Raw genomic sequence first — 16,319 nt, forward strand, 5'->3', positions numbered from 1 at the left:
CATGATCGGCGACGCCCTGTTCCCCGTCGAGCCGTGGCAGGTCCGCGAGCCTGCCCTCGACCCGGACCGGCTGGCGCAGACGGAGTCCGTGCTCGCCCTCGCCAACGGGCACATCGGGCTGCGCGCCAACCTCGACGAGGGCGAACCGCACGTCATCGCGGGCACGTACCTCAACTCGTTCTACGAGCAGCGGCCGCTGCCGTACCCGGAGGGTGGCTACGGCTACCCGGAGCAGGGCCAGACCGTCGTGAACGTCACCGACGGCAAGCTCATCCGGCTGATGGTCGACGACGAGCCGTTCCACGTGGCGCACGGCCGCCTGCTGGCCCACGAACGGGTCCTGGACCTGCGCGACGGCGTACTGCGGCGCAGCGTGGACTGGGAGTCCCCGGCCGGGCGCCGGGTGCGGATCCGCAGCTCGCGGCTCGTGTCGTTCACCCAGCGGGCGGTCGCCGCCGTCGACTACGAGGTCGAGGCCGTCGACGACGAGGTGCGGATCACCGTGCAGTCGGGGCTGGTCGCCAACGAGGAGCAACCGCAGGAGTCCACCGATCCGCGGGTCGCCGCGGCACTGGACCGCCCGCTCGAGGCGGTGGCCCAGGACACCGAGCAGCACGGCGCGGTGCTGCTGCACCGCACCCGGGTCAGCCGGCTGCTGATGGGCGCCGGCATGGACCACGTCGTCGAGGCGCCCGGCGACTACGACGAGGAGACCGACGTCCGCGGCGACTGGGCCCGCACCACGGTGGTCACCGTGCTGCGCCCCGGCGAGCGCCTGCGGATCACCAAGTTCCTCGGGTACGCCTGGAGCTCGACGCGCTCGCCCCAGGCGCTGCGCGACCAGGTGGCCGGGGCGCTCAACGGCGCGCGGTACGCCGGCTGGGACGGCCTGGCCGCCCAGCAGCGCGCGTACCTCGACGACTTCTGGGACGCCGCCGACGTCGAGATCGACGGTGACCCCGTGCTGCAGCAGGCCGTCCGCTTCGGCCTGTTCCACGTGCTGCAGGCCGGCGCCCGGGCCGAGCGGCGGGCCATCGGCGCCAAGGGCCTGACCGGGCCCGGGTACGACGGGCACGCGTTCTGGGACACCGAGGGCTTCGTGCTGCCCCTGCTGACGTACATCGCCCCGCACGCCGCCGCCGACGTGCTGCGGTGGCGGCACAGCATCCTCGACCAGGCCCGCCACCGGGCCCGTACGCTGGGCCTCGCCGGCGCGGCGTTCCCGTGGCGCACGATCCACGGCGAGGAGTGCTCGGCGTACTGGCCGGCGGGCACCGCGGCGCTGCATCTCAACGCCGTCATCGCGCGCGCCGCCGATCGCTACCGCGACGTCACCGGCGACGAGGAGCTCGAGGCGGAGTGCGGCCTCGAGATCCTGGTCGAGACCGCCCGGCTGTGGATCTCGCACGGGCACCACGACGCCGACGGCGTCTGGCACGTCGACGGCGTCACGGGCCCGGACGAGTACAGCGCGGTGGCCGACGACAACCTCTTCACCAACCTCATGGCCGCACGCAACCTGCGCGCGGCCGTCGCCGCCTGCGAGCGCCGGCCGGAGGCGGCCGCCCGGCTCGGCGTCGGGGCGGACGAGACACGGGCGTGGCAGACCGCCGCCGACGCGGTGCACGTGCCGTACAACGAGCGGCTCGGCGTGCACGAGCAGTCCACCGGCTTCACCCGGTACGCCCCGTGGGACTTCGCCGCCGAGCGACCGGACCAGCCGCTGATGCTGCACGCGCCGTACTTCCAGCTCTACCGGCGGCAGGTGGTCAAGCAGGCCGACCTGGTGCTCGCGATGCACTGGTGCCCGGAGGAGTTCACCGCCGAGCAGAAGGCCCGCAACGTCGACTACTACGAGCGGATCACCGTACGCGACTCCTCCCTGTCCGCCTGCACGCAAGCGGTGATGTGCGCCGAGGTCGGCCACCTGCAGCTCGCCCACGACTACGCCCGGGAGGCGGCCCTGGTCGACCTGCGCGACCTGCACGACAACACCCGCGACGGCCTGCACATGGCCTCGCTGGCCGGGGCCTGGTCGGCGGTCGTCGAGGGCTTCGGCGGCCTGCGCGAGCACCACGGCCTGCTCGCGCTGGCGCCCCGGCTGCCCGAGGACATCACCGCGCTGCGGTTCCGCCTGCGGCACAGCGGCGTCCGGCTGCTCGTCGAGGCCGGTCAGGACACCGTACGGGTGAGCCTGCGCGACGACTCCGGCGCGACGATGCGGATCCGGCTCTACGACGAGACCGTCGACCTGGCCGCCGGCGGTTCCGTGCAGCGGCCCGTCGTCGCGCTGAAGCCGTTGCTGCCCCAGCCCGAGCAGCCTCCGGGCTACGCGCCGAGCGCGACCTGACGGGCCGCCTCCGGCTCACCGAACCAGCGACCGGCAGCGCGTTCGAACTCCCCCGGCTCGCCGGCCCAGGCCACGACGCCGTCCGGCCGGACGAGCACCGCGTCGAGCCCCAGGTCGTCCCGCGCCGGCCCGGCCACACGGCGGATCCGGCCCGTCCAGCCCCGCGCGGCCTGCTCCAGCGCGCCACGGAAGTCGAGCAGGACGCCGCGTCCCTCCTGCAGCAGCTCGCCCAGGCGGGTGCCGTCCTCCAGGCTGAAGTCCGGGGCGTCCCGGCCGGCCAGCGGGTGCCCGCTGCCCACGTCGTAGCGGTTGCACAGGCCGGACACCCGCTCGAACACGTACGTCGTGCCGTCCCCGGTCGCGAGCAGATCCCGGAGCACGCCCTGCAGCGCCGGGGCGTTCTCGCCCGGCCGCATGACCGCCACCTGGGCACGCGACCAGTCGAGGATGCGGGCGCCGACCGGATGACGCTCGGTGGTGTACGTGTCCAGCAGGCCGCCGGGTGCGTACCCGTGCACCGTCGCGGCCAGCTTCCAGCCCAGGTTCATCGCGTCGCCGATGCCGAGGTTCAGCCCCTGCCCGCCCAGCGGTGAGTGGATGTGCGCGGCGTCGCCGGCCAGCAGTACCCGGCCCCGCCGGTACGTCGTCGCCTGCATCGCCCGATCGGTGAAGGTCGAGGCGAGGTGGACGCCGGTCAGCGTCACGTCGGTGCCGGAGATCCGGCGCAGCACCGCTTGCAGGTGCTCCCGGGTGGGCGGCTGCGACCGGTCGTACGCGCCGCCGTCGAAGTCCAGCAGGCCGATGTGGCCCCCGATCGGCGTGCGCAGGTACATCCCCTGCGGCGTGACGGTGAATCCCAGGTTCAGCTTCTCCGGGTCGGCGATCGTGGTGAGCGCGGTGTACCCGGTGAGCTGCGGCCCGGTCCCGGCGAACTCGAAGCCGGCCAGTCCGCGCACGGCGCTGCGGCCACCGTCGCAGCCGACGAGCCAGCGAGCCCGGTACACCCGCTCCCCCGCCCTCGCCACGACGGCGTCGTCGTCCTGCGCGAGCGCGTCGACGACCACTCCCCGCTCGATCCGTACGCCGAGCTTGTCCGCCCGCTCCGACAGCACGGTCTCGACCTCCTCGAGGCTGGTCCGTACGCCCTCCAGCGCCGGCGTCGGCAGCGTCGTCAGGGTGACCTTCGTGTGGTCCATGGTCATCCCGGCGACGTGGCTCAGGCCTCGCGGGGAGGTGTGCGGATCGTCCTCGACGCCCAGAGCGGACAGCATCCCGCGCCGGTAGAACGCCTCCACCGAACCGGCGTTGAGGCCGCGCATCCCCAGCGGCAGGGCTTTCCACGGGGTGTCCGGCTGCGGCTGCCGTTCGAGCACCACCACCTCGCAGCCGGCGAGCCGGAGCTCGCAGGCCAGGAACAGGCCGACCGGGCCGCCGCCCACGATCACGACGTCATGCATGACAGCTCTCCTCATCCGAACAGGGACACGTCGATGGAGTCGGCCAGGGCCCGGTAGCCGGCGTCGTTGCCGTGCAGGTGATCCCCCGCGTGCAGGTCGTCGCGGATCCGGCGGGGCCGGGCCGGGTCGCGCCAGACGGCGTCGAAGTCGAGCACCGCGTCGAACTCCCCGCCGGTACGGATCCAGTCGTTGACCGCCCGGCGCGCGGCGTCGCCCTCCGGGGTGTAGATGTCGTGGCCCTCGTACGGCGCGATGGTCGCGGCGTGGATCGCGACCCCGCGGTCGTGCGCCCGGGCGATCAGCTGGCGCAGGCCGGCGATGACGTCGTCCGCCGTCACCGGCGCGCCCGGGAACATCGCGAGGAAATCGGCAAGCGGCCCGTCGTCGCGAGGCGCGAACGAGATGGCGAGGTCGTTGGCGCCGATGGACACCACCACGCAGCCGAGTCCGGGCGTCGCCAGCACATCGCGGTCGAAGCGGGCCAGACCGGAGGCGCCGAGCCCGTCGTTGAGCAGCCGGTTGCCGCTGATGCCCTGGTTGGACACGTAGAGCCCGCGCTCGGCCAGCCGGTCCGGCCAGCTGCGCGCGGCCCCCACGGTCGAACCGGCGCCGTCGACCCGGGAGTCACCCAGCGCCACGACGGTCCTGGCGGAGCCGCCGGCCAGCACCTCGACCGCCGAGATCAGGGCCCGGGCCGTCAGCGGTGCGGCGTGCGGGGGCAGGGCCGGGGCGGCCACCGCGTTGCCCGGGATCGCCCAGCCCACGTCGAGCGGCATGTCGTGGCCGGTGCAGGCGGCGACCTTCCCGGGCAGGTACAGGTCGATGGACAGCCGGGTGAGGTCGGCGAGCGGCAGGTCCACCGGATCGCTGACGAGCGGCGCTCCCGCCGGGACGGTGGCGGCTGCCCGGCCGCCGAAGGTCAGCTCGCGGTCGGTGCCCGCCTGGACACCGCCGCCGGGCCCGGCGAGGCCCAGTCGGGCGGCGCCGATCGTGAGCGGCTCGATCCCGTGCTCGTTGCTGAGGCGTACCCGTACCCGGCGCCCGCCGCCACTGACGCGGAGCTCCTGGCGCAGCGTCACGTCGGCGAACGCGGCGTCGGTGACCTGCGGGGAAGTACCCCAGGTACGGACCCAGCCGGCGTCTTCGAATGCAGTCATGCTCCGGACAGTGGGGCCCGGCGCTGACAGGAGGCGGACAGGGCGCCGACACGTGACCCACACCGTGCCGGCACGGCTCATGGCACAGACGACGCCGCTATCTCGCGCAGCGCGCTGAGCACCGTACGCACGGCGGCGCGGTGCAGGCTCTCCGGACGGGCGAGCACGTCGATGTGCCGCCCGGCCGGCAGGTCGGCCAGCGGGCGCAGCACCACGCCCGGATCGGGACGGCCGGTGTAGCCGGGCAGCAACGCGAGCCCGCCGCCCGCCGCCACGATCGCGGCCGCGACGGTGAAGTCGTTGACCCGGTGGACGATCTCGAGGGGCCGGCCGGCGGCTGCCGCGATCGCCGTCAGGACGCCCTCCAGCGGGAAACCCTCGTGGACGCAGAGCCACGCCTCCCCCGCGACGTCGCCGGCGGTGAGCGTCGTCTTCGCAGCCAGCCGGTGACCCGCGGGCATCGCGACGTACAGCGGCTCGTGGACGAGCGGCACGACCGTGAGCCGGTCGGCCGGCCAGGGCGGGCTGTGCGCCAGACGGTGCGCCAGCACCAGGTCGTAGTCGGCGGCCAGCCCGGGGAAGCGGACCTGGGCGACGTCCTCGTCCGAGCACCGCACCGGCGGCAGGCCGGCCCGGGCGAGCAGTGGGCCGAAGTAGGTCAGCCCGGCGCTGTGGAAGGCAGCAACCGTGACCGGCGCGGCGGGGTCGTCGAGGTAGGCGTCCACGGCCCGGCCGGCGCGGTCGAGCGCGGTGGAGACCTCGATCGCCGCGGCGGCCAGGGACCGGCCCGCCCCGGTCAGCACGAGGCGGCGGCCGCGGCGCTCGGTCAGCGGCACCCGCGCCGAGCGCTGCAGCGAGCGCAGCTGCTGGGACACCGCCGACGGGGTGATGTGCATCGCCCGGGCGACCGCGGCGAGGCTTCCCCGATCGCCGAGTTCCCTGAGCAGGCGCAGGTGGTGCAGATCCATAAGGTGTGACTACACCATTGGTGGAGTGGTTCGCGTCTTGTCTTCACAGTCGGCCCCGCAGCAGGCTGCAAGCATGTCGATACGCCGCAGCGATCTGTTACTGCTGATCGTGGCGGTGGTGTGGGGCAGCAGCTATCTGGCCGCCCAGACCCTCGTCCTGGCCGGTGGGGTGCTGGCCGTGCTGGCGCTGCGCTTCCTCGTCTCGGCGATCGCGCTGGCGCCTGCCATGGCCGTGCGCCGGCCCAGCCCGGCCGAGCTGCGGACCGGGACGCTGCTGGGCCTCACCCAGGCGGCGGTGCTGGTGCTGGAGACGTACGGGGTGTCGCTGACCAGCGCGACCAATGCCGGGGTGCTGATCAGCCTGACGATCCTGCTGACGCCGGCGCTCGAGGGCGCCGTACGACGGCAGTGGCTGCCGCCTCGGTTCTTCGCGGCCGCGACAGTGGCGGTGGCCGGCGTGGTCCTGCTCGTCGCCGGCCCGGGGCTGCGCGCGCCGACGGCCGGTGACGCCCTGATGCTCGCCGCCGCCGTCGTCCGCACGGTCCACGTCACGCTGTCCGGGCGGCTGACGGACAGCCGGCGGTACGACACGGTGACGCTCACCTGGCTGCAGACCGCGGTCGGCGCGGCCCTGTTCACCCTGCTCGCCGCGCCCGGCCTGCCGGCGGCGGTACGGGCCTTCGGGCCGGGTCACTGGCTCGGTGTGCTGTACCTGGCGCTGGGCTGCAGCGTTTTCGCGTTCCTGGTGCAACTGTGGGCGATCCGGCGTACGTCCGCGGCACGCGCGAGCCTGCTGCTGGGTACGGAGCCGGTGTGGGCGGTGCTGATCGGGGTGGGCCTCGGCGGCGAGCACCTGACCGCGGTCGCCGTCGCCGGCATCGCGCTGGTCCTCGGCGGCACGTACTACGGCCAGCGCGTGGAGGCGGACCACCGCGCGCCGGTCCCGGTTCCATCCGCAGACCGGACTCCGGCGGACGGATTTTCGCCGTCCGCGCCGCTACCCTGACATCGACGACCATGCCGCGTGGTTGCGGGCACAACCCAGCCGGATGCTCGACTTCCGGGCCGGGACCGTCGAGTTCACCGGCCGGGAGACCGACCTGGAGCTGCTGCGGGCCTGGATGACGGCACCGGCGGCGTTCTCGTACTCCCGGCCCAGCAGGTACCTCGTGAGCCCGAGCAGGTTGCCGGGCGCCTCGCGACCGCGGTGCCGTGCGTCGACGGCCACCAGCGCCGCCATGAGGATCGCCAGGGTGAGGCCGAACTCCGCCGTCGTCAGGGCCTCGGGCGGGCTGACCTCCGCTTGTCCGGGCGCGGGCGGGTAGTGCCGTGCGAAACCGTCACGAGCGGCCCGGAACAGGGCGCCGCGTTCTGTGCCGATCCTGGCTGCCCTCCGCCGGCGGGTACGTGTCCATGGCGTGCATCGCGTCGACCACCAGCCAGCCGGAGCCGCCGAACTCGTCGGCCAGCTGCGCCGCCAGCCGCGATTTGCCCTGGCCACCCGCACCGTGCAGCCAGCGCACCGAGAGCTCGGGGTGGCCACGCTGCTGCTGGAGGGCATTCCCGGCGAGGACATCCCGCAGCTGATCACCCGGGACGGGACCGCGGCGTCGCTGCATCTGCTCCGCCCGGCCGACGCCGGTGGCGACGGCGCCGGCCGGACCGACGGTCGACCGGCCGCCACGTCGTCAACCACCCCTCCCTCGATCACCCGGCGTCTCCGCCGGAGCAGGGGCGTCCCTAGGGGTGTCCCAGAGCGCCTCCACCGAGGACCGCAGGGCCTTCGCGACCTTGATGGCCAGGTAGACCGACGGGGCGTAGTCGCCGGTCTCCATGGCGATGATGGTCTGACGGCTCACCTGGACGGTGGCGGCGAGGCTCTGCTGGGTCAGGCCGACGTCCTTGCGGGCGGCGCGGATGCGGGCGCCCGCAGCGCCGTCCGCTTCCGGGGAGCGGACGGGGCCGGAGACGGGCGTCATCAGTCCTCGTCCCCCGCCAGGGCCTCCTGCCGGGCACGGCGGCGGCCTTTCACGATCGTGACGGCGATGCCCAGCAGCGCGCCGACGACGCCGCCGCCGGCCGAGCCGAGCCACGACGAGTCGTCGGGATCGGTCACGTACCGCGCGCCGACCACGAAGACGGCGTACGGCGTGACGGTGGCCAGGAGCAGGATGATGCGCTTGGCACTCCACGTGCGCGGGGTGGTGTCGACCTGCCGGCGCCGCACGTACAGCGTCGCGGTCATCAGGGGCACCCACAGCGCCGCCAGCATCACCGAGAGCGGCAGCACGGACGGCCTGCCCAGCGCCCAGACCATGACAGCGGCGGCCCACGGCAACAGGATCCCGTGCAGTGAAGCCGCCGTCGTCATGCCTTCGTACCAGCGCAGGCGCTCGCGCTCGTCGCCGTAGAGGTCGCCGCCGGGATCGAGGTTCCAGCGGACGACCCGGTCAAGAATTGTCGTCGTCATGCGTCCATCATGGTGTCAAGTTCTCTTTACGTCAAGAGGACTTGACCTTCCGGAGGTTCGTCCGGACCACGACGCTGAGAAGGAAGAGCCCGCAGACGGCCTGCTCGACGCGCAGCCAGGCCGGGAAGGCGCCCGGCCAGGCGACGACGGCGACGATCGCGGCCAGCACCACCGCCGAGACGATGCGCAGCCGGCGTAACGAGGGACGGTGACCGGCGGCGGCGCGGCGGGCGAACACCAGCAGCACCACAGCGCTCGTCGCGACCAGGGGTGTACGGATCCAGACGGCCGTGGTGACCAGGTCCGGGTCGTGGCGCATGAACACCACGGCGACGACGGTGGCGACGCTGATCACCAGGAAGGCGGACAGCAGCTTGACAACGGTGGGCAGGTGGTCGTTTCTCATGCCGCTCAGCCTGCGTTTTCCGGCCGCGGGGACACATCGGCGCGGGGACCGACATCCCGTCTCCACCCCCGGGTGCACCCGCGCCTCCACCCGTGCGCCGATGCCGGCCGGGCGGCGGGCCTCTAGGTTCGAAGGGTGCAGACCGAGGAGCCCGCGCTGACCCGCACCCGGGTCGTCCGGTGGATGCAGGTGCTGACACCGCTGATGCTCGCCTGGTTCGTCTGGGCCGCGGCCACCGCGGACCCCGGATTCGGGCCCACCGGCAAGCGGTTGACCGTCCTGCTGGCCACCGCCGTGTTCGTGGCAGGCGTGTTCGGCCGCAACGCGACCGCCGAGCTGCCCGTCCGGCCGGCGCACGTGCTCGCCGTCGCGGCGATGCTGGCCGGCTCGGTGACGCTGGTGGTGCTCCAGCCGGGCGGCCCGGGCTCCGTGGCGGTGCTGGTCGCGGTGCTGTGCGCGGCGACGCGGCTGATGCCCGTACGCATAGCCGTCCCCGCCCTGATCGCCGCGTTCGTCGTGCTCGAGATGGCGGCTTCGATCACCGGGCAGGGCTTCGGGTACCTGGCCGTGCTCGCCGGCTTCGCCGTCCTCTTCGGACTGATGTACCTGGCGTTCCGGCTGGCCGAGGCGCAGGCCGAGACCAAGCGCCTGCTCACCGAGCTCGAAGCCGGCCAGGCGGCGGTGGCGCGGGCCGCCGGGCTGGCCGAGCGCCAGCGGCTGGCCCGGGAGATGCACGACGTGCTCGCCCACTCCCTGTCCGGGCTGCTGCTGCAGTTGGAGGGCGCCCGCATGCTGGCCGCCGCGGCCCCGGCCGACCCGCGCCTGCCCGTGATCGTCGACCGCGCCCACCACCTCGCCCGCAGCGGCCTCGACGAGGCTCGCCGCGCCATCGGCCTGCTGCGCGACGACGACCTGCCCGGGCCGGACCGGCTGGCCGCGCTGGCGGAGGAGTTCACCCGCGACCACGCCGTGCCGTGCGACTTCACGGTCTCCGGGGAGCCGCACCCGCTCGGATCGCAGGCGCGGCTGGCCCTGTACCGGGTGGCGCAGGAGGCTCTGACCAACGTCCGCAGGCACGCAACGCCCACGCGGGTGTCGATGCGCCTCTCCTACGAACCGGCGGCCACCCGCCTGACCGTCGAGGACTTCGCCGACCACCCGCCCGCGGCTCCCGGCGGGACGGACGGGTACGGCCTGACCGGGATGCGCGAACGGGCCGAGCTGCTCGGCGGCACCCTCGTCGCGGGCTCGACCGGCCGGGGCTTCCGCGTCGAACTGGCGGTGCCGGCGTGATCCGGGTGCTGATCGCCGACGACCAGCGGGTGATCCGCGAGGGGCTGGGCATGGTGCTGGGCCTGATGGCGGGCGTCGAGGTGGTCGGTGCGGCCGCCGACGGGACCGAGGCGGTCACCCTGGCCCTGGCCGTACGCCCCGACGTGGTGCTGATGGACCTGCGGATGCCGCGGTGCGACGGGGTCGAGGCCACGCGGCGGCTGCGCGCCGAGGCTCCCGAGGTCAAGGTGGTGGTGCTGACCACGTACTCCGACGACCGGTCGGTGCTCGACGCGTTGCGGGCCGGCGCCCGCGGCTATCTCACCAAGGACGCCGGCGGCGAGCAGATCCACGAGGCGCTGCGGCAGGTCCTCGACGACCACGCCGTCATCGACCCGGCCGTCCAGCGGCACCTCATCGACGCGATCGCCGGCGAACCGGCGCAGCGGCCGGAGTTCCCGGACGGCCTCACCCCGCGCGAGGCCGAGGTGCTGTCGCTGATGGCCGGCGGGTTGTCCAACGGCGAGATCGCCGGCCGCCTGACGGTCAGCGAGGCGACGGTGAAGAGCCACGTCAACCACCTGTTCGCGAAGATCGGCGCCCGTGACCGCGCGCAGGCCGTCGCCTACGCCTACCGGCACGGCCTCGGCGGGTGACCGGGAAGCAGGGCTCAGCGCACCTGTTCGGCCTTGAACTGCATCCGCGGCGAGGCGTAGAACTCCTGCGCCTGCACCAGCCGCAGCTCCCGCTCACCGGAGCGGTACGTCGTCTCGATCAGGTCGAAGACGCTCGAGGCCGTACGCTCCAGCGCCACCGCCGCGTCCCGGGTCGCGACGTAATGGGCGGTGAACAGCGCGGCCGTGACGTCGCCCGACCCGTTCGCCTTGAACGGCAGGTGCGGGGTGCTCACCAGCCACGCGCCTGCGGGGTCCACGACGAGCATCTCGATCGTGCCCGCGTCGCGGTTGGGCCGCTCCACGCTCGTGACCAGCACGGTCGACGGTCCCGCGGCCCGGGCGAGGTCGGCGGAGGCGAGGGTCGACTCGAGGTCCGCCGGCTCGGTGCCCGTGAGGTACCCCAGCTCGAACTGGTTGGGCGTGATGATGTCGGCCACCGGCACGACCCGGTCGCGGAGCAGGTCGGGGATCTCCGGCGCGACGAAGCATCCGGACTTGGCGTTGCCCATGACCGGGTCGCACGCGTACAGCGCCGACGGGTTGGCGGCCTTCACCCGGCGGACGGCGTCGACGATGACGTCACCGATGCCCACCCCGCCCTGGTAGCCGGAGAGCACGGCGTCGATCTGCGGGAACACTCCCCGCTCCTCCACACCGAGCAGCACCTCGGCCACGTCCGGCGGCGGGATCAGCGGCCCGCGCCAGGCGCCGTACCCGGTGTGGTTGGAGAAGTTCACCGTGTAGACCGGGATGACCTCGACGCCGATGCGCTGCAGCGGGAAGACGGCCGCGGAATTGCCGACGTGGCCGTGGGCGACCGCCGACTGGATCGACAGAACCTTCATCACGCCAGCGTAGAGGGCGGCCCGCCCGGCCCGGCAGGATTCCCCGCCGGGCCGTGACGGGCGGCTCAGGCGACGTCGATCGCGTCGAGCTCCGCGAAGTTCGCGCCCTTGCCGTACGAGATGGTGTTGGTCCCCGCCACGAGGGTCACCGTACGCTCGCTGACCTGCCAGTTGTCCCAGCCGGTGAACGGGTAGTCCACGGTGCCGGCGGCGGCGCCGTTGACGGTCAGGGTGTGGCTGGCGGCGCCCGCGTCGGACCCGTTGGCGTAGCGCGTGTAGAGCCGGTAGGCGCCGGCCCGGGGCACGTAGACGGTGAAGGTCACCCGGCTGTCGTCGAAGTCGATACCGCCCACCACGACGCCGTTGCTCGCGCCGCCGGCGGCGTACCGGGCGTTGGCGCGGGTGAAGGCGGCGTCCTCGGCCTCGTACCGGACCTTGGCGCCCTCGACGATGGGGCGGCCGCCCTGCCAGTCGAGCCGCTGGGTGTACATCGCCCGGTAGGTGAAGGTCGGGTCCCAGCCGTGGAAGACGATCCGGTCGCCGTCCGGGCCGGCCACGATGTCCTGGCCGCCGGGTCCGCGGACGGTGCCGGCGAAGGCGTCGGTGGTCATCAGCGGCGCGGCCGCCTTGGTGTACGGCCCGCGCAGCCGCGTCGACGTGGCGTAGCTGCTCACGTAGCTGCCGTTCCCGAAGAAGTTGGCGGAGTAGAACAGCACGTACGTGCCGCCGTGCTTCCACAACGTCGGCGCCTCGACGAGCGTGCCCTCGAACGGCTTGTTCTGCTTGATCAGTTCGGTTTCGGCGCCGGTGCGGCGCAGCCCGTCGGCAGTGACCTGCTGCAGGTGCAGCCAGGTGTCCTGGGCACAGCAGTTGCCGTCGTTCTTCCACAGCATGTAGCGGCGCCCGTTCTCGGCGTACGAGGACGCGTCGATCACGCCACCGGTCTCCGGGGTGCAGACCAGCGACGTGTCGCGGGGGACGAACGGGCCACCGGGCGCGGTGGCGGTGGCGGCGCCGATGCACTGCTTGCCGGAGGCGCGGTCGTGCGCCGTGTACCACATGACGAAGCTGCGGGGCCCGGTGGCGAACACCTCGGGCGCCCAGACCCCGTGGTCACCGGACCCGCCGGGCGGGAACGACCAGGCCGGGTCAGCCCACGCTCCCAGGGCCGGGAGCGCGTCGCTCGCCTGCACGGTCCAGCTGACGAGGTCGGTGGAGGTGGCCCACTTGATGTTCCGCCCGTCGCTGTTGGTGGCGTACGCGTAGTAGGTGCGGCCCACCTTCATGACGTCCGGGTCGGCGAAGTTCTGGTCGATGACCGGCCCGGAGGCGACGGCGGCCGACGGCGCTGCCGTGGCGGTGAGCAGGCCGGCGACCAGGGCGAGGACGGCGGTGGCGGCGGCCGCCGGACGCAGGGGGCCGCGCCGGCCACGGAACAGTCTCATGTGTTCTCCATCGAGGTCGGTAAAGGTGCTTCATCATGGCTCACCGCGTTCTTCAGCGCCCCTCCAGCGCCGTGACCAGGGTGGAGGGAGCACTCCGCTTCCTACGGCACGGAGGTTCCCGTGACACCCTCGCACCGTCCCATCGCCCTGGCCGCGGCTGTCCTGCTCGCCTCCACCGCCCTCGCCCCGCCCGCCGCCGCCGCGCCACCGGGCACATCGGCCGGGGCCGCGGCCGCCGCCGAGATCGTGCTGCGTCCCGACGGCGACATCGTCCGGGAGTGGAGCAGCGGCACCTCCGGCCCGGCGTGGTCCGCGCTCGACGACGCCGTCGTGCAGCCGGCGTCCGTCTCCGCGGCCGACTACATCTACGCGAGCGGGGCCGGCCGGCGTACCGAGGTCACGCTCGCGACCACCTCGCTGGCCGGCGGCACGGCCTCCGTGGCCGGCTGGTTCTACGCGAACACCGGGAGCACCACCCAGCTGCGGGTCGAGATCGTGACGGCCGGCCGGACGCTGGCCGGCACCACGGTCCCGGCGGGCGCCGGCTTCACCTGGCGTTCGGTCGCCGCGACCGGGATCTCCCAGGCCGATCTCGACGACCTCCGGCTGCGGTTCACCACCTCGGGCGGCGGCGACAGCAACGTACGGGCCGCGTACGCCGCCGCCACGGTGACCCCCGGCTCGTCCTGCACCCCGGCGTGGGGCTCCTTCGGACCGGGCGCCTGGCCACCGGCGTGCTGGCGGCCGTTCGAGGCGGGCAGCCCCTTCAACACCCGGCTCCCCGCGAACCCGCGGCCCATCGGCGGCAGCCAGCAGCGCTCCGACGCGATCAAGGCGCGGATCCTGGGCGACATCTCCGCGCGTGACTACCCCGGGCACATCACCGCGGACCCGCGCGGGCTCGGCGGCGAACCCACGTACTACGCGCAGCCCGGCGACCCGTCGTACGTCGTCGACTGCCTGTCGTACGGCGGCACCTGCACCATCGACGGCATGAGCGTGCGCATCCCGGCCCGGGCCGCACCGGAGGGTGGCTGGTCCGCGCCGGCCGGGGCCGACCGGCACCTGACCGTGGTGGATCAGAGCACCGGATGGTCGTACGACATGTGGCAGGTGCGCGGCAGCGGCCTGCCCGCGCCCGGCGGCACCCTGCAGATCTCCTTCGGCGGTCGCTCCCGCGTGGTCGGCGAGTGCTCCCCCGGCGTCCCGGCGGACGGCACCAACTGCGAGCCCAGCGGTGGCGTCGGACACGGCACGGCCGCGCACTTCGCCGGGCTGGCCGGCCGGGTACGCGCCGAGGAACTGCAGTCCGGCCGCATCGACCACGCGCTCAACATCGTCATCGACTGTGACAACGGCACCTTCGTGTACCCCGCCCGCGGCAAGGGCCAGGCCTGCGCGAACACCGTGGACGCCCCGCCGATGGGCGCGCTGCTCCAGCTCGACCTGACCCCGCAGCAGATCGACGCGCTGCCGGTGCAGCCGTGGAAGAAGGTGTTCCTGCGGGCCATGGCCGAGTACGGCATGTACTTCGGCGACACCGGATCCCAGAACCTCTTCGCCATCGAGTCCGAGTCGGGCAATCAGTACACCGCGTTCGGCAAGCCCGACCCGTGGCTCGCGTACGGGCAGGCGAACTGGGAGCCGTACACCGCCGACGGCGTGACCTCGTACGTGGCGAAGCTCTACAACCGGCCCGGCGACCCCGATCCGGCGCTCGACTGGACCACGGCGGTGTGGAGCCACCTGCGGGTGCTCGACCCGTGCGTGGCCCAGCGGACCTGCTGAGGGCATACCCGGATCCCGCCGGCGCCCGGACCGGGGCACCGGCGGGACCTCAGTCGTTGAGCACGGTGACGTGCAACGGCAGGACCGCCTGCCGGCTGTCGGGCATCCGCAGCACGGTGAGCAACGCCCAGCGGCCGGCGTGCGTGCGCACGCACACCTCGGCGCCGGCGGACAGCCCGGCCAGCCGGACGTTGCCACCGCCCTGCCGGGGCAGCCCCCGGCAGACGTCCGGCGGATCGCCGCGGTTGACCGCGTGCACGGCGTTGAACGCGTTGGTGTTGGTCAGGTCGACGCCGGAGATCTGATCGTGCGGCGCCGCCGCGCTGGTGCGGTACAGATCCAGGTGATCGTAATCCGGCGAGCGCGGGTTGTTGGTGGCATGCCAGTCGCTGGGCATCCCGGCCGGGATGTCGAGGTCGTAGCCGATGCCGGGCCGCACGGCCACCTCGAACTGCGAGAACACCCCGCCCGCCGGCGCCGCCTGAGGCGTCGTGCCGCGACCCACGCCGACAGCGGCGACGGCCGCAACCGCCAATACAGGTACGGCCACAGCAGCAATCCGCCCCCACGGACGGCGACCCGCTGCCTGTGCCACCGTCTTCGGCTGGACCACCGGGGGCGACGGCACCGCGGGCGGCGCGCCACCGAGCTCGAGCCCGGGATCCTGGCGCAGGATGCGCTGCTCCAGCCGGTGCAGCGCCGGCCCGGGCTCGACACCCAACTCGTCGACCAGCCGGGCTCGGGCCGCGCGGTACACGCCGAGCGCGTCGGCCTGCCGGTGCGAGCGGTACAGGGCCAGCATCAGCTGCGCCACCGGCTCCTCCCGCCACGGGTTCGCCGCCACCAGCCGCTCGAGCTCCCCCACCACCTCCGCGTGCCGGCCGAGCGCCAGATCCGCCTCGATCCGCAGCTCGGTGGCCGCCAGCCGGCACTCCTCCAGCCGCGCCGCCTCCCGCGCCACCTCGTCGCCGGGCACGTTGCCGTACGCCGGCCCCCGCCACCAGCCCAGCGCCGCGTGCAGCAGGTCCGCGGCCTTGTCGTACTCGTGCGCCTCCAGCGCCGTCCGGGCCCGGCGCACCGCCTCCTCGAACCGGCGGCTGTCCAGCTGGTCCGGTGCCAGGGCGAGCAGGTACCCGCCGGGCACCGAGCGCAGCACCCGCGGCTTGTCCCCTGACCTGCGCTCGGGTTCCAGCAGCCGGCGCAGCTGGGACACGTACGTCTGCAGGGTGTTCGTGGCGGTCGCCGGCGGACCGCCGGGCCAGACCTCGGCGCCGAGAGCCTCCGGCGAGACGAGCCGGCCGGACTGCACCACCAGGCACGCCAGCACGGCGCGGGCCTTCGCGGCGGGAACGACGACGTCGCGTCCACCGTGCCGGACGGTCAGGGGTCCCAGTACGAGGATCTCCACGCTTCGACCCTGGCATCCGTCGGCGGGCGTCGATGCGCAGCGTTGACTATCGGACACCCGGTATCAGCGCCCGGCG

Annotated in this window: 16 protein-coding genes; 5 read left to right on the forward strand and 11 right to left on the reverse strand. The window is 73.7% G+C overall.

The features are described from left to right. Position 1: 1 nt before the first annotated feature. Positions 2 to 2,350, forward strand: a complete 2,349-nt coding sequence (locus COUCH_RS27250; RefSeq protein WP_249608064.1) for a glycoside hydrolase family 65 protein — start codon at positions 2 to 4, stop codon at positions 2,348 to 2,350. Here COUCH_RS27250 and COUCH_RS27255 read toward each other — a convergent pair. The 3 genes from COUCH_RS27255 to COUCH_RS27265 all read right to left on the reverse strand — a co-directional run bounded on the left by COUCH_RS27255 (position 2,329) and on the right by COUCH_RS27265 (position 5,932). Then, the gene (locus tag COUCH_RS27255) at positions 2,329 to 3,807 is read right to left on the reverse strand and encodes an FAD-dependent oxidoreductase (protein WP_249608065.1); all 1,479 of its coding nucleotides are present in this window, start codon (positions 3,805 to 3,807) and stop codon (positions 2,329 to 2,331) included. The two genes, COUCH_RS27250 and COUCH_RS27255, sit on opposite strands and share 22 nt — an antisense overlap. Before the next feature lie 11 nt (positions 3,808 to 3,818). Then, positions 3,819 to 4,964: an SGNH/GDSL hydrolase family protein gene (locus COUCH_RS27260; RefSeq protein WP_249608066.1), complete on the reverse strand. Its 1,146-nt coding sequence runs from the start codon at positions 4,962 to 4,964 to the stop codon at positions 3,819 to 3,821. A 77-nt stretch (positions 4,965 to 5,041) separates the two neighbouring features. After that, on the reverse strand, positions 5,042 to 5,932 hold the full coding sequence (locus COUCH_RS27265; protein ID WP_249608067.1) for a LysR family transcriptional regulator: 891 nt from the start codon (positions 5,930 to 5,932) through the stop codon (positions 5,042 to 5,044). 73 nt (positions 5,933 to 6,005) lie between these two features. Between COUCH_RS27265 and COUCH_RS27270 the strand changes: the two genes are divergently transcribed. Further along, positions 6,006 to 6,938 carry a DMT family transporter gene (locus COUCH_RS27270; RefSeq protein WP_249608068.1) on the forward strand — a complete coding sequence of 311 codons (933 nt, stop codon included), beginning with the start codon at positions 6,006 to 6,008 and terminating at the stop codon, positions 6,936 to 6,938. Here the strand turns inward: COUCH_RS27270 and COUCH_RS27275 are convergent. From COUCH_RS27275 to COUCH_RS27295, 5 genes are all read right to left on the reverse strand, one after another. Further along, positions 6,930 to 7,172: a hypothetical protein gene (locus COUCH_RS27275; RefSeq protein ID WP_249608069.1), complete on the reverse strand. Its 243-nt coding sequence runs from the start codon at positions 7,170 to 7,172 to the stop codon at positions 6,930 to 6,932. The two genes, COUCH_RS27270 and COUCH_RS27275, sit on opposite strands and share 9 nt — an antisense overlap. 100 nt (positions 7,173 to 7,272) lie before the next feature. Beyond that, complete coding sequence (locus tag COUCH_RS27280; RefSeq protein WP_249608070.1) at positions 7,273 to 7,551, reverse strand: RNA helicase domain-containing protein; 279 nt, start codon at positions 7,549 to 7,551, stop codon at positions 7,273 to 7,275. A gap of 69 nt (positions 7,552 to 7,620) precedes the next feature. Continuing rightward, the gene (locus tag COUCH_RS27285) at positions 7,621 to 7,911 is read right to left on the reverse strand and encodes a helix-turn-helix transcriptional regulator (protein WP_249608071.1); all 291 of its coding nucleotides are present in this window, start codon (positions 7,909 to 7,911) and stop codon (positions 7,621 to 7,623) included. Beyond that, positions 7,911 to 8,402, reverse strand: coding sequence for a hypothetical protein (locus COUCH_RS27290; protein WP_249608072.1), 492 nt, complete (start codon positions 8,400 to 8,402; stop codon positions 7,911 to 7,913). Before COUCH_RS27290 ends, COUCH_RS27285 begins: the two co-directional genes overlap by 1 nt. Before the next feature lie 31 nt (positions 8,403 to 8,433). Next, complete coding sequence (locus tag COUCH_RS27295; RefSeq protein ID WP_249608073.1) at positions 8,434 to 8,808, reverse strand: hypothetical protein; 375 nt, start codon at positions 8,806 to 8,808, stop codon at positions 8,434 to 8,436. Positions 8,809 to 8,943: 135 nt separating this feature from the next. Here COUCH_RS27295 and COUCH_RS27300 point away from each other — a divergent pair, with 135 nt between their 5' ends. After that, on the forward strand, positions 8,944 to 10,101 hold the full coding sequence (locus tag COUCH_RS27300; protein WP_249608074.1) for a sensor histidine kinase: 1,158 nt from the start codon (positions 8,944 to 8,946) through the stop codon (positions 10,099 to 10,101). After that, positions 10,098 to 10,736, forward strand: a complete 639-nt coding sequence (locus COUCH_RS27305) for a response regulator (RefSeq protein WP_249608075.1) — start codon at positions 10,098 to 10,100, stop codon at positions 10,734 to 10,736. Before COUCH_RS27300 ends, COUCH_RS27305 begins: the two co-directional genes overlap by 4 nt. Before the next feature lie 14 nt (positions 10,737 to 10,750). Here COUCH_RS27305 and pdxY read toward each other — a convergent pair whose 3' ends face one another. Further along, positions 10,751 to 11,602 (reverse strand): pyridoxal kinase PdxY, encoded by an 852-nt coding sequence (pdxY, locus tag COUCH_RS27310; protein ID WP_249608076.1) that lies wholly within the window; start codon positions 11,600 to 11,602, stop codon positions 10,751 to 10,753. A 65-nt stretch (positions 11,603 to 11,667) separates the two neighbouring features. Beyond that, positions 11,668 to 13,047, reverse strand: a complete 1,380-nt coding sequence (locus tag COUCH_RS27315; protein ID WP_249608077.1) for a family 43 glycosylhydrolase — start codon at positions 13,045 to 13,047, stop codon at positions 11,668 to 11,670. A 120-nt stretch (positions 13,048 to 13,167) separates the two neighbouring features. On the opposite strand from COUCH_RS27315, the gene COUCH_RS27320 reads away from it, so the two are divergent. Further along, a complete protein-coding gene (locus tag COUCH_RS27320; RefSeq protein WP_249608078.1) occupies positions 13,168 to 14,835 on the forward strand; it encodes a hypothetical protein in 1,668 nt (555 codons plus the stop codon). A 49-nt stretch (positions 14,836 to 14,884) separates the two neighbouring features. Here the strand turns inward: COUCH_RS27320 and COUCH_RS27325 are convergent, their stop codons facing one another. Beyond that, a complete protein-coding gene (locus tag COUCH_RS27325; RefSeq protein ID WP_249608079.1) occupies positions 14,885 to 16,243 on the reverse strand; it encodes an AfsR/SARP family transcriptional regulator in 1,359 nt (452 codons plus the stop codon). Positions 16,244 to 16,319 lie beyond the last annotated feature (76 nt).

Origin of the sequence: Couchioplanes caeruleus (assembly GCF_023499255.1) — a bacterium.
In the GTDB taxonomy this organism is placed as follows: Bacteria; Actinomycetota; Actinomycetes; order Mycobacteriales; family Micromonosporaceae; genus Actinoplanes; species Actinoplanes caeruleus_A.